The organism is Microbacterium sp. 70-16 (genome assembly GCF_001898315.1).
GTDB lineage: Bacteria > Actinomycetota > Actinomycetes > Actinomycetales > Microbacteriaceae > Microbacterium.
The window spans coordinates 107,610-120,652 of sequence record NZ_MKTQ01000009.1; the positions used below are offsets into that span (position 1 = coordinate 107,610).

Here is a 13,043-nt window from a genome sequence, read left to right on the forward strand (position 1 = left end):
CCTCGATCGGCGCAAGTTGCCATACCCCGGGCGCAGCACCCAGCATGCCCGCGCACACCATCGAGGTGGCGCGCCGGACCATGTCAGCCGCCCGGAACTGGTCCGCCGCGCCACCTCGATGGGAGACGACAAATCCAGGTGGCGCGTGCGACCAGCTCGACGACCCTGAGATAGTCCGCGGCGCCACCCCGATCGGCGCAAGATGCATGTCCAAGGCGCAGTACGCACAGGATGCCACGCGCAGTGCGCGAGCGCGCAGCACGCGCAGCGCGCGCTCAGTACCCCGAGAACGCGTCCGTGGTGAGGCCGTGGGCCTTCTCGAGGGCCGGGGCGAGGTCGGCGATCAGGCCGGGCGGGCCCGAGATGAAGGCGTGCCGCGAGGCGAGGTCGGGCACGACGCGGTGCAGGCCCTCGGCATCCAGCCGCACGCCCTGCGCCCACGTCCAGTGCGCCGGCAGCGCGGCGGGCTCGTTGCGCGTGAAGACGATCACGGGGATGCCGGCATCTTCGAGGTCGTCGCGGAACGCGAGCTCCTCGGCATCCGACGCCACGTAGACGAACACGACGTCGCGATGCGCGCCGGACAGGCGCAGGTGCCGCAGCTGCGACACGAACGGCGTCACGCCGATGCCCGCCGCCACCAGCAGCACGGGCGTCTCCGTGTTGTGTGGCAGCACGAAGTCGCCCCAGATGCCCGTGACCGACAGCTCCTTGCCCGGCTCGACGAGCGCGAGCGCCTTCTTGTAGGTCGACTGCGATCCGCGCCGCATCGCGAGCTTGACGACCGGCAGCTCTTCGGGCGCCGACACGATGCTGAACTCACGGCGCGTGCCGCGCGCGTCGGGGTGCGGGTGCGGAACCTCGAGCTCGAGATACTGCCCCGCCTCGAACCGCAGCATGCGGCTCGCGCGGAACGACAGCTCCTCGACGCTCGGCGTCAGCCGCTCGCGCCCGAGGAAGGTCAGCTGCAGCCGCGCCCGCGTGGCATACGCGAAGCCGAACGCGACGACGTTGCCGACGACGATCGCGGCTTCCGGCCCGAGCGTGAGACTGCCGATCGTGGGCGGCCAGCCCGCGAGCACACCCACGACGGCCGCGACGATGTACTGCTGCCAGCGGCGCGGCGGCTGCGTCAGCGGCTCGGAGAACATGAACGCCGCGAGGAAGAAGAACGGCGACTGCCACAGCACCGTCGTGATGAGCGTGCCCACGTCGATCGCGACACCGGCGCCGGCGTAGGCGACAGCGATGCGCGCGGCGTTCACCGGCAGCGCGATCACGAGGAACAGCAGCACGGGCCGCAGCTTGTCGGCGCGCGCGACGACGAGCAGGCCCAGCACGATGACGGGCGCCGCGAGCGCCGGTGTGCCGACCCACCATCCGGCCGCCCCCAGCGCGTACGCGCCGCTGAGGATCGTGATGATCGACAGCACAGTCGCGCCGAGCGCCGCCGGGTTGAGGATGTGCCGCCCGCGCCAGGCGATGAGGTACTTGGATGCCGAGGCCACAGCACCCGCGATCGCGATGCCGACCAGGCCTGTGACATCGACGGTCGGGTACAGGACGAACAACAGGATGCCTGCGGTGATGAGCGAGGATTCGATCCGCCACGTTCGACCGGTGATGCGCTGCCCGACGAGGTCGACGACGAGGCACGCCACGACGAGCACGGCGCCGGTCGCGAGCAGCGTGAGTGGCGCCGGCGTCACGAGGCCGAACAGCGACAGCACAAGCGAGATCGCCGCGAGCAACCCCAGCGAGAGCAGCACCAGACGGTACATCGAGTAGCGGCCGACGACGGCGAGGAGGCGGTTCCAGACGGCGGTGAGTCTGCTCATGATTCTTCCAACTTATCGGCGCACGAACAGGTCGGCGCGGCATCCGGCCGACCATTCCAGACGCCCGTCGGTCGACATGCGCACCCACTGCGCGCCCCAGCGCGCGGCGAGCTCGGGCCCGCCGTCGAAGAAGAGCGCCGTTGCGAGGGCATCGGCGCTCATCGCGGTCGGGGCGACCGCCCACGTCGCGGCGTAGGTGCGCACGGGCTCGCCCGTGCGGGCGTCGAGCACGTGATGCAGCCCGCCAGATCCGACCGGGGCACCGAGCGGGTCGCCGAGCGCTGCCCCGAGCACGAGCCCCAGCCCCCACACCCGCCGGTTCACGGCCGACGCGCACAGCGCGCCATCGGTGACCTCCCACACCCCGATGGCCTTCGACGGGTCGAACGGGTGCTCGAGCGCGATGCGCTCGGCCCCGCCGCGCACGGCGATGTCGCCGCTCGCGTCGACGACGAGCGGTGTGCCCGACCGCTCGACCAGGAGATCGGCGACGAGGTCGACGAGGCGGCCCTTGCCGAGCGCGCCGACGTCGATGATGCCGGGCGCCGCCAGCCGCAGCGTCGCGTCCGTCCAGGTCAGTAGGTCGTGCCAGCGCTCCGGTGCCGGCAGTGCGCCGCGATCGACGAATGAGTAGTCGGCGTCGTACCCGCGGTGCGCGAGCGATGCCCCGACGAGCGGGTTCACCGCGCCGGAGGTCGCCTCCGACAGCGCGACGAAGGCGCCCAACATGTCCGCGGCATCCGCCGGCGCGTCGACCTCACCGCCGGCCGACAGCGCCGTCACGAGCGAGTCGCTGCGAAAGCGCGACCATTCCCGGTCGAACCGGTCGATGAGCGCATCGACCTCGGCGCGGACGCCTGTGCCCAGCGGCGCGGCCGTGTCGATCTGCCAGCGTGTGCCGATCGCGTCGAACGACCACGTGGCCGCGAGGCTCATGCGAGGGCTTCGGACTTGATCGTCTCGAGCGCGTTGTTGAAGCCGCCGCTGGTCAGCGACGAGCCGGCGACGCGGCTGACCGAGAGCGTGTCGATGTCCTGCCCGACGACTACGTCGGCGATGCCGCCGATGAAGGCCGTCTGGTACTGCTGCGACTGCGGGCTCGCGGCGTCGCCGGTCACCTCGACGGCCGTGACGATGTCGTCTTCGAGCGTGATCGTGACGCTGATCGTCTCTGAGGTGCCGCCGCCGTCGATGTAGGTGCCGTCGGCGGTGTAGGTGCCGTCGGTGTAGGTGCTCGTGGAGGTCGTGTCGGTCGACGAATCCGTCGACGAGTCGGTCGCCGAAGCCGACGCAGACGTCGACGTGTCGGTCGCACTCGACGAGGACGAGGTTGAGGCCGAGGTCGAGGTGTCGGTCGTCTCGGCGCTCGCGTCTGCGGCGCATCCCGCGAGTGCGACGATGCCGACGACGGATGCCGCGGCGACGCCGGCGCGGACGGGACGGGGAACGGCGGTGGTACGGATCATGGTGGGTCCTCCTGCTGTCGTGCTCCGCTGGTCGCGGTGGCGTGTGACCACGTTAACGCCGCAGATCTGGCACCGGCTCTGCGTCACCTATGCGTTTGCATTGAGCCGACGCGCGCCGGCGCGCGCCCGCCGGATCGCCTTGAGGATCTCGACGGCGATGAAGATCGCGATCGAGAAGGCGATCGGCAGCAGCCACCCCTGGAGATCCAGCGGTGACGACCCGAACAGCGAGTGCATGAACGGAACGTATGTGTAGACCAGCTGCAGCGCGACGAGGGCGATCGCCGACCACCACACGACCGGGTTGCCGCGCAGCACGTCGAGCGTGAAGCTCGAGCGGTTCAGGAACCGGCAGTTCAGCAGGTAGGCGAGCTGGCCGAGCGCGAGCATCGTCACGGCCTCGGTGCGGGCGACGTCCAGATCCGCCCCCGAGGCGAGCGAGATGCCGAATACGGCGAGGGTCGCCCCGCCGATCAGCAGCGACACGACCAGGACGAAGCCGAGCTCGCGCCCCGAGATGATCGAGCCGCCGGGGCCGCGCGGCGGCCGCGTCATGATGCCGCGTTCGGCCGGCTCGTAGGCGAGTGCGAGCGAGAGGGTGACGGCGGTCACCATGTTGACCCACAGCACCTGTACCGGCGTCAGCGGCAGCGTCATTCCGAACACCACCGCGACGAGCACGACGAGCGACTGCGCGCCGTTGGTCGGCAGCAGGAACACGACCGACTTGCGCAGGTTGTCGTAGATGCGCCGCCCTTCGGCGATGGCACTGCGGATCGTCGCGAAGTTGTCGTCGGCCAAGACGATCTCGGCCGCCTCCTTCGTCGCCTCGGTGCCTTTGATGCCCATCGCGATGCCGACGTCGGCACGCGTGAGCGCGGGGGCGTCGTTGACGCCGTCACCGGTCATCGCGACGACCTCGTCGTGCGACTGCAGGGCGCGCACGATGCGGATCTTGTGCTCGGGGCTCGTCCGCGCGAACACGTCGACGTCCTGCACGACCTTCGCGAGTTCGGCTTGCGACATGGCTTCAAGCTCGGCGCCGGTCAGCACGGCGGTCTCGGTATGAGCCGCGTCGACGAGCCCCATCTCACGGCTGATGGCGAGAGCCGTGCCCGCGTGGTCACCGGTGATCATCTTCACGCGGATGCCGGCGGCATGGCAGTCCGCGATCGCCGTGATCGCCTCGGGGCGCGGCGGATCGAGGATGCCCCACAGGCCCAGGAACTCGAGGTCGATGAGGTCGTCGAGGTCCACGGCATCCGCACGGGTGGGCTTGCGCGCCGCCGCGAGCACGCGCAGGCCCTGCGCGCTGAGCTCATCGATCGCCGCCTCCCAGAGCACGATGTCGAGCGGCTCCGAGCCGTGGGCGCCGCGCTGCGTGAGGGCACGCTCGAGAAGCCGATCGGGCGCTCCCTTCACGAGGATCGCGCGTGACCCGTCGCGGGCTTCGTCGAGCGTCGCCATGAACTTGTTGGCGGAGTCGAACGGCACGACGCCGAGGCGACGGGTGTCGGCGCGGCCCGCGCCGCCCTTCATCGCGACGACCTTGAGGGCACCCTCGGTCGGCTCGCCGACGAGCGTCCACGCGTCTGCCCCACTGGCGGAGACGCGGTCGAGGTGCGCGTCGTTGCACAGGTCAGCGACCGCCAGGAGCGCCGCGAGGTCACCGCCGCCGGCCGGCGTGATCTGCCCGATCGGGTCGTAGCCGAGCCCCGACACTTCGTAGCGCGCGAGCGGGGTCACCATGCTGCGCACGGTCATCTCGTTCTTCGTGAGGGTGCCGGTCTTGTCCGAGCACACGGTCGTGACCGATCCGAGGGCCTCGACGGCGGGCAGCTTGCGGGTGATCGCGTTCCGGCGGGCCATCTGCTGCACGCCGATCGCGAGCGTGATCGTCACGAGCGCGGGCAGTCCCTCGGGGATCGCCGCGACGGCGAATCCGATCGTCGCCGAGACGAGCTCCGGCATCGGCATCTGGTGCAGGTATCGCCCGATCAGCATCATGATCGCGGCCATTCCGAGGATGACCAGCGTCAGCACCTTGCCGAACGCGTCGAGCTGCTTCGTCAGCGGCGTGGCGAGCGACCCGGCCTCGCCGACGAGCTCCTGGATCTTGCCGATCTCGGTGCGCGCTCCTGTGCTGGTGACGATGCCCGTGCCCTGCCCGGCCGACACGATCGTGCCCGAGAACGCCATCGACGAACGGTCCCCGACGCCGGCGTCGGATGCCACGGCATCCGTCTGCTTCGATGCCGGCACCGACTCGCCCGTCAGCGCGGCCTCCTCGATGCGCAGCTGCGTCGCCGAGAGCAGTCGCACGTCGGCGGGCACCTTGTCGCCCGGCATGAGCCGCACGATGTCACCGGGAACGAGGTCGCGCGCGGCGATCGTCGTCCACGCGTCGCCGCGGCGGACCGTCGCATCGGCAGAGAGCATGCCGCGGATGCCGGCGAGCGCCTTCTCGGCGCGCCCCTCCTGCACGTAGCCGATCACGGCGTTGATGATCGCGACGGCCATGATGACCCAGAAGTCGAGCCAGTCCCCCATGACCGCCTTGATCGCGGCGGCACCCAGCAGGATGTAGATGAGCGTGTCGTTGAAATGACTGAGGAAGCGCAGCCAGGCGGGCGTGCGCTTCGGCTCGGGCAGCTCGTTCGGGCCGACCGCGCTCAGCCGCGCGGCGGCTTCGGCGGGGTCGAGGCCGGTGGGCGCGGTGTCCAGCGTCTGGGCGACCACGTCCGCGTCGAGCGCGTATGGACGGTCGACGGACAGCGGGGCAAGCGACGAGGGTGCGGCCATGGCGCGATCCTATTGCGCCGAGGCGTCACCCCAGAGAACTCCGCGCCGAAACGGTCAGGCAGCCCCGTCGAACATGCTCGTGACGGAGCCGTCTTCGAAGACCTCCTTGATCGCGCGCGCGAGCAGTGGCGCGATCGGCAGGATCGTCAGCGCGGGGAAGCGCTTCTCGGGCGGCAGCGGGACGGTGTCGGTGACGACGACCTCGTCGATCGCGGGGTCCTGCAGACGCTGCGTCGCGGGGTCGCTGAAGATCGCGTGCGTCGCTGCGACGATGACCCGCTCGGCACCGTTGGCCTTGAGGGCCTGCGCGGCCTTGACGATCGTGCCGCCCGTGTCGATCATGTCGTCGACGAGCAGGCAGACGCGTCCGGCGACGTGGCCGACGATCTCGTTGACGGTGATCTGGTTGGCCACGTTCGGGTCACGACGCTTGTGGATGATCGCGAGCGGGGCATCCAGCGAATCCGACCACTGGTCGGCGACGCGCACGCGGCCGGTGTCGGGCGAGACGACCGTGAGCTTGGCGCGGTCTTCGGCCGACAGGGTGTCTTCGAAGTACTGCAGCAGCACCGGCTTGGCGAACAGGTGGTCGACGGGGCCGTCGAAGAAGCCCTGGATCTGCGCCGCGTGCAGGTCGACGCTCATGACGCGGTCGGCACCGGCGGTCTTCAGCAGGTCGGCGACCAGGCGTGCGCTGATCGGCTCGCGACCGCGGCCCTTCTTGTCCTGCCGCGAGTACGGGTAGTACGGGGCGACGACGGTGATGCGCTTGGCGGATGCCCGCTTCGCGGCATCCAGCATGATCAGCAGCTCCATGAGCCACTCGTTGACCGGCGGCCCGAAGGACTGGATGAGGAACGCGTCGCAGCCGCGGATCGAGACCTCGAAACGGGTCAGGATCTCGCCGGAGGCGAAGGTGCGGTGCTCGGTGGGCACGAGCTCGGTGCCGAGCGCCAGGGCGACCTCTTCAGCGAGCGCGGGGTGCGAGCAGCCACTCGCGACGACCAGACGCTTCTTCGTCTTGGCGACGAGTCCCGGGGCGATGCCCCGCTCGACGTCCAGGTCAACCGTGTGCTTCTTGCGCGCCATCGTCCGCTTCCTGTGCGGACCGGGCACGCGCCGCGGCATCCGCCGCCGCCGTTCCCGGTCGGTGATTCTCGACCCACCCCTCGACGTTGCGCTGAGGGGCGACGCTCAGGGCGAGCGCACCGGCGGGGACGTCCTTGCGGATCACCGCGCCGGCGCCCGTCTTGGCGCCATCTCCGATCCTAACGGGCGCGACGAAGACGTTGTGCGAGCCCGAGTGCACCTCGTCACCGATCTCGGTGCGGTGCTTGGTGATGTCGTCGTAGTTGGCGGTGATCGCCCCCGCGCCGAGGTTGACGCCGCGGCCGATCGTCGTGTCGCCGATGTACGAGAGGTGCGGCACCTTGCTGCCCTCGCCGATCGTGGAGTTCTTCGTCTCGACGAACGTGCCGATCTTGCCCTTCGGCGCGAGGTTCGTGCCGGGGCGCAGGTACGCGAACGGACCGACCGTCGCCCCCGCGCCGATGACGGCGAGGGTCGCATCGGCGCGGCGCACGACGGCGTTCTCACCCACTTCGCAGTCTTCGAGTGTCGTGTCGGGGCCGATCACGGCGCCCGAGGCGACCGCCGTCGCGCGCAGGATGTGTGTGTTCGGCAGCACTGTCACGTCGGGAGCGAGGGTCGCCGTGACGTCGATCCACGTCGTCGCGGGGTCTTGGATCGTCGCACCCTCCAGCTGCCAGCGACGCACCGTGCGGGCGTTCAGCAGGCGGCCCGCTTCGGCGAGCTGGGCACGGTCGTTGACGCCGAGGGTCAGCGTGACGTCGGCGACGATGGATGCCGTCACCGCAAGCCCCTCGCCGCGGGCGAGACCGATCACGTCGGTGAGGTACTTCTCGCCCTGCGCGTTGTCGGTGCCCACGCGGGCGAGCTGCGCACGCACTACGGGCGCCTGGAAGACATAGACCCCGGCGTTGATCTCGGTGACGGCGGCCTCGACGGCCGTGGCATCCTTCTGCTCGACGATGCGCGCGACCGAGCCGTCGGCGGCGCGGATGACGCGTCCGTAACCGGTGGCATCCGGCAGCACGGCCGACAGCAGCGTCACCGCGGCGCGCGAGGCGCGATGGTCGGCGACGAGGCGCTCGAGCGTCGCGGCATCCAGCAGCGGCACGTCGCCGGAAAGCACGAGCACGTCGCCGGCGAAGTCGGGCACGGCGGCGAGCGCGACCTCGACGGCACGGCCCGTTCCGGGGATCTCGTCCTGATCGACGACGACGACCTCGTCGGCGATGCCGGTGACCGCCTCGGCGACCTGGTCGCGCTCGTGCCGCACGACGACGAGCACGTGCCCGGGGGCCAGGTCGCGCGCCGTGTCGAGCACGTGCCCGACGAGCGGGCGCCCACCGATGCGGTGCAGGACCTTCGGCAGGGCCGAGCGCATCCGCGTGCCTTGCCCCGCCGCGAGGATCACGACGGCCAGCGATGAGTCGAGCGTGGTGTTCGTCATGCTCCGCCGCCAGGATTCGAACCTAGACCTAACAGCTCCAAAGGCTGTCGTGCTGCCGTTACACCACGGCGGAACGCGCCGTGAAGACGTGCCACGGTCGCCCGTACAGTCTGCCATGCGCGACGGTTGCGCCCCGCTATTTCACCTTGACCGTGAGCGGTGCGGATGCCGTGACACCGGCCGCATTCACGAACTCGACGCGGTAGGTGTGCGCGCCCTTCGTCGCGCCGGTGACGGCGAGCTTCGCGAACTGCGGCCCGGGCGTGTGGGCGGTGAGATCTCCCTCGCCGGCGAGCACGCCGTCGGCGTAGAACCGGTAGGAGGTCGCGTTCGTGCCCCACCACAGGTTCGCCGTCACGGTGAAGTTCCCGTCGCCGTCGTAGTTGTCGTGGCTGAGCACCGGCTTGCCGGGGTTCGCCGCCGTCACCGTGACCGTCATCGGGGACAGCGTCGTCGTGCCCTGCGTGTTGGCGAGCACGGCCGTGTAGCGGTACGTGCCGTTCGTGCGGCCGGTGAGGTGCACGGCTGCCTCCTGCGCCGCAGTGCCGTTCGCCGCGAGCGGCATGGTCGCGATGAGCGTGCCGTTCTCGTACAGCCGCAGCGACGACGCGTTCTGACCCCACAACAGGTTCATCTTCACGGTGTAGTCGCCGTCGGCCAGGCCCGTGTCCCAGCCGTTGTCGTTGCTCAGCACGCCCTTTGCGGGAACGGCGGTGGCGGTATCGGCGTCGGTGCGGACGAGGCCGGCGGATGCCTCTGCGACGCCACGCGTCGCCGCCTGCACCTGCTCGGCCGTCGGCCAGTCGGCGGCGATGACGATGCGGGCACGCTGCACCGCGAGCGCGACCGGCTCATACGACCACGCGGTGTAGTCGGCGGCAACCAGCGCGTCGAGGGCGTCGGTGGCATCCTGCAGTGCGGCCGTGTCGACGCGGTCGCCCGCGCGGACGAGCCGCACCTCGTCGACCGTGCCCCACGCGCCCGCGGCGAGCGAGCCCACGACGGCGACCGTGAGGGCGCCGTCGGTGCCGACCGTGAACACGGGCGTCGTGCCGGTGCGCCACACCTGCCAGCCGTCGAGGCCGAGAGCTGCGTCGACCATGCCCGTGCTCGCCGTCGCGCGGACCACGAGCGTGTCGCCGGCGGCTTCGCCGTCACCCTGAGCCGTGGCCGACAGGGTGTACGTGCCGGGGGCGACGCCCGTGAGCTGCTGCGTCACGGCGAAGGTGTACGCGGCATCGGCCCAGAACGCGACAGCCCGATCGCCCTCGGCGGCATCCGCCGACGCGCCGATCGAGGCGCCCGTTCCGGTGACCTCCCACATCGACGTGTCGGAACCCTCGAACCCGGCGTTACGCACCCATTCGCGCGCGGTGATCGTCACCGTCGCGGTGGCGGCCAGGCCGGATGCCGTGACACCTGTCACCGTGTAGGTGCCGCTCGAGGCGATCAGGTCGGTGACGGATGCCCAGGTGACCTGCTGCGCGTCGGTGACGCCGTTCCAGCGGCGCACGTCGACGGTCGCCGGCAGGGTGACGGTGTCACCCTCGACGGCCGTCACCGTGGCGGGCACGACGGTCGGCGCGGGCTCGGCCCCGACGAGCTCGAGCGCTGCCCACGCGCCGGCGAGGCGCGCCGTGGCGGCCTCGACCTTGTCGGCGGCCGGCGCCGCCGACGCGAGCACGACCTCGGCGATCGCGAGCGCGGCATCCAGATCCACTAGGGACGCCGCTGTGACGACCTCGCGGTCGAGCGCCTTCGCCTGAGCGACGGCGGCCGCAAGCTCGGTCGTGTCGGCGCCGGCGACGGCGCGCGTCAGCACGACGTCGTCGATCGTGCCCCACGCGCCGGCGGGCAGGCTGAGCGTGATCGTGACCGTGGCGGTGCCGTTCGCGGCGACCGTGATGGCATCCGTCACCGGCGTCGACCAGGCCTTCCAGCCGTTCAGCTCGAACGGCGCGTCGGCGGTCTGCGTCCCGCTCTGCAGCGTGATCTTTGCGATGCTCGAGTCGTTCTCACCGTCGCCCTGCAGGGCGGCGGATGCTGTGTACGAGCCGGCCGCGAGCCCCGTCACCTGCTGCGACAGCGTGGCCGTGTAGGCGGCGCCCGAGTAGAAGTGCGCCGACCGGGTGCCCGTGCGCGGGTCATCCGTCGCACGCAGCGTCAGACCTGAGCCGGTCACCTTCCACATCGACGTGTCGGCGTCTTCGAAGCCGGGGTTGCGCAGCACGTTCACCGACAGCACCGTGACGGTCGCTGTCGTGGTGCGCCCAGATGCCGTGACGCCGGCGATCGAGTACGTGCCGGGGCCGGAGATGTACTGCGCCGTCTCGGCCCACGTCACGGCCTCCTGCTCGGTCGAGCCGTCGTTGTAGGTGATCGTGACGGTCGCCGGCAGCGTGATGTCGGCACCGTTATCCAGCGTCACGGTCGGGTTCTCGACGCTCGTGACCTCGCGCGGCGCGATGGCGCCCGTGCGTGCGTAGGCGAAGACGTTGAGCGACTCGAGGGGCGTGCCGTCGAAGGCGAACAGCGCCTGGTTATCCCACGCCGAGCCGCCGTACCACTCGCCGGCGTCATCGGGGTCGTACTCGCCGGCGTAGCTCGACGCCCAGCCCGACCCGTCGCGCTCCCACAGGACCTTGTTCTGCTCGAGCTGGTCGGGCGTGCCCACCGGCAGCCACGCGGGCTCCCAGTAGAAGACGCCGATCCCCGCGGCACCCACGTTCGCGACCGCCTGGATCACGTCGCGCACGGCGGATGCCTGGCCCTGCACGCTCACCGGGTACTGGGTCGCCTCGCTCGGCAGGTCGATCGTGTTGCCGTGGCCGTCACCGTCTTCGAGCGTGTACGCCCAGCTGGTCTCGGCGACCATGACCTTCTTGCCGTACGTGTCGGCGACGTTCTTCAGCACGCTCGTGAGGTTCGTGAGCGACCCGTGCCAGTAGGGGTAGTACGACGAGGCGAACACGTCGTAGTCGACGCCCGCGGAGGCAAGGTTCGCGGCGTAGCCCGCGTATCGGCCGGCCGTCTCGGGGTTCGTGAAGTGCAGGGCGACGAGAGCGTCCGGGAAGACATCGCGGACGGCGGCCGAGCCCGCCGAGAAGATCTGCGCCATGTTGGCCCAGCCCGTCACCCCCGCGATGCCGTTGTTGGTCTCGTTGCCGACCTGGACCATCTCGACGTCGACGCCGGCGCCGGCGAACTGCTCGAGGGCATCCGTCGTGTAGTCCTCGACAGCGGCGGCCTTGTCGGCGACCGACAGGCTCTGCCACGCCTTGGGCGCCTTCTGCTTGCCCGGGTCGGCCCAGAAGTCGGAGTAGTGGAAGTCGACGAGCACGCCGAGGCCCGCCGCCGTCGCACGCTCGCCGATCTCGACGGCGCGGGCGACGTCGACGTCACCGCCGCCGTAACCGTGTCCGTCGGCGTCGTACGGGTCGTTCCACACGCGCACGCGCACGTCGGTGATGCCGTGCTCCTTCAGCACGTCGAAGAGGTCGGCGGGCTCGCCATCGTCGTCGCGGAAGACCACGCCGGACTCCTCGAGCGAGAGCACAGACGACACGTCGACGCCGTTGATGAAGTCATCGGGCAGGTTCTCGACCTTGGGGACGGTGATCCCGGCCTCGACGGGGCCGTCGGCGGCGGATGCTGCGGGAGCGACGAGACCGACCAGGGCGAGGGTCGTGATGGCGGCGCCGGCCGTGATCCGGGTGAGGGTGCGCATGCTGAAGCGATCTCCTTCGATCTCCGTCGCGGCTGCGCGACGTGACTGTTACCGGTCACAGTGTGGCGCTGGTGCGGGTCGGTGAGATAGATGATCGCGGCATCCGTTATCGAAGTGTTATCGATATCACGCGTCGCCTCGACGACTGTCGCGACCTGGGATGATGGGGAGATGGCCACCGAGCACGACGAAGTCGACCGCATCGTCGACGCGTGGGGCACGCAGCGCCCCGACCTCGACTTCTCTCCCCTCGAGGTCCTGTCGCGCGTCGATCGCCTGTCGCGTCATCTCGACCGGGCCCGCCGCGAGGCCTTTCGCCGCAGCGATCTCGAGCCGTGGGAATGGGACGTGCTGTCGGCGCTGCGCCGCGCGGGCGAGCCGTATCAGCTGAGCCCCAAGCAACTGCTGCAGCAGACGCTCGTCTCGAGCGGCACGATGACCAACCGGATCGATCGACTCGTCGGCCGCCGACTCGTCCGCCGCGAGGCCGATCCGGCCGACGGCCGCAGCGTGCTGGTGACGATCACCGACGACGGCAAGACGCGCGTGGATGCCGCGATCACGCGCCTCGTCGACGCCGAGGCCGTGCTGCTGGGCGTCCTCTCACGCGGCGACCGCGAGCGCCTCGCCGGCCTGCTGCGCAAGCTCAGCCTGAGCTTCGACGCCTGACCCGC

General features: G+C 70.6%; 8 protein-coding genes and 1 tRNA gene. 1 reads left to right on the plus strand and 8 read right to left on the minus strand.

Going from position 1 to position 13,043, the window contains the following annotated elements; genetic code table 11:
* Positions 1-275 precede the first annotated feature (275 nt).
* From BGO46_RS02110 to BGO46_RS02145, 8 genes are all read right to left on the minus strand, one after another.
* Positions 276-1,838, minus strand: coding sequence for an FAD-dependent oxidoreductase (locus tag BGO46_RS02110; RefSeq protein ID WP_292677697.1), 1,563 nt, complete (start codon positions 1,836-1,838; stop codon positions 276-278).
* A gap of 12 nt (positions 1,839-1,850) precedes the next feature.
* Positions 1,851-2,774, minus strand: a complete 924-nt coding sequence (locus BGO46_RS02115; protein ID WP_292677695.1) for an FAD:protein FMN transferase — start codon at positions 2,772-2,774, stop codon at positions 1,851-1,853.
* Complete coding sequence (locus tag BGO46_RS02120) at positions 2,771-3,304, minus strand: hypothetical protein (protein WP_292677693.1); 534 nt, start codon at positions 3,302-3,304, stop codon at positions 2,771-2,773. The genes BGO46_RS02115 and BGO46_RS02120 overlap by 4 nt, the downstream gene beginning before the upstream one ends.
* An 87-nt stretch (positions 3,305-3,391) precedes the next feature.
* Entirely contained in the window at positions 3,392-6,106 is a 2,715-nt protein-coding gene (locus tag BGO46_RS02125; RefSeq protein WP_292677691.1) for an HAD-IC family P-type ATPase, read from the minus strand.
* A gap of 54 nt (positions 6,107-6,160) precedes the next feature.
* Complete coding sequence (locus BGO46_RS02130) at positions 6,161-7,195, minus strand: ribose-phosphate diphosphokinase (RefSeq protein ID WP_292897063.1); 1,035 nt, start codon at positions 7,193-7,195, stop codon at positions 6,161-6,163.
* On the minus strand, positions 7,170-8,642 hold the full coding sequence (gene glmU / locus BGO46_RS02135) for a bifunctional UDP-N-acetylglucosamine diphosphorylase/glucosamine-1-phosphate N-acetyltransferase GlmU (RefSeq protein WP_292897065.1): 1,473 nt from the start codon (positions 8,640-8,642) through the stop codon (positions 7,170-7,172). Before glmU ends, BGO46_RS02130 begins: the two co-directional genes overlap by 26 nt.
* Before the next feature lies 1 nt (position 8,643).
* Positions 8,644-8,715 (minus strand) — tRNA-Gln (locus tag BGO46_RS02140).
* A 63-nt stretch (positions 8,716-8,778) separates the two neighbouring features.
* On the minus strand, positions 8,779-12,369 hold the full coding sequence (locus BGO46_RS02145) for a glycosyl hydrolase 53 family protein (RefSeq protein ID WP_292677686.1): 3,591 nt from the start codon (positions 12,367-12,369) through the stop codon (positions 8,779-8,781).
* A 171-nt stretch (positions 12,370-12,540) separates the two neighbouring features.
* On the opposite strand from BGO46_RS02145, the gene BGO46_RS02150 reads away from it, so the two are divergent.
* Positions 12,541-13,038 carry a MarR family winged helix-turn-helix transcriptional regulator gene (locus BGO46_RS02150; RefSeq protein WP_292677684.1) on the plus strand — a complete coding sequence of 166 codons (498 nt, stop codon included), beginning with the start codon at positions 12,541-12,543 and terminating at the stop codon, positions 13,036-13,038.
* Positions 13,039-13,043 lie beyond the last annotated feature (5 nt).

Bases quoted from the DNA above. Each gene is read 5' to 3' on its own strand.
- BGO46_RS02110 (WP_292677697.1), bottom strand. From the start codon at position 1,838: ATGAGCAGACTCACCGCCGTCTGGAACCGCCTCCTCGCCGTCGTCGGC.
- BGO46_RS02115 (WP_292677695.1), bottom strand. From the start codon at position 2,774: ATGAGCCTCGCGGCCACGTGGTCGTTCGACGCGATCGGCACACGCTGG.
- BGO46_RS02120 (WP_292677693.1), bottom strand. From the start codon at position 3,304: ATGATCCGTACCACCGCCGTTCCCCGTCCCGTCCGCGCCGGCGTCGCC.
- BGO46_RS02125 (WP_292677691.1), bottom strand. From the start codon at position 6,106: ATGGCCGCACCCTCGTCGCTTGCCCCGCTGTCCGTCGACCGTCCATAC.
- BGO46_RS02130 (WP_292897063.1), bottom strand. From the start codon at position 7,195: ATGGCGCGCAAGAAGCACACGGTTGACCTGGACGTCGAGCGGGGCATC.
- glmU (WP_292897065.1), bottom strand. From the start codon at position 8,642: ATGACGAACACCACGCTCGACTCATCGCTGGCCGTCGTGATCCTCGCG.
- BGO46_RS02145 (WP_292677686.1), bottom strand. From the start codon at position 12,369: ATGCGCACCCTCACCCGGATCACGGCCGGCGCCGCCATCACGACCCTC.
- BGO46_RS02150 (WP_292677684.1), top strand. From the start codon at position 12,541: ATGGCCACCGAGCACGACGAAGTCGACCGCATCGTCGACGCGTGGGGC.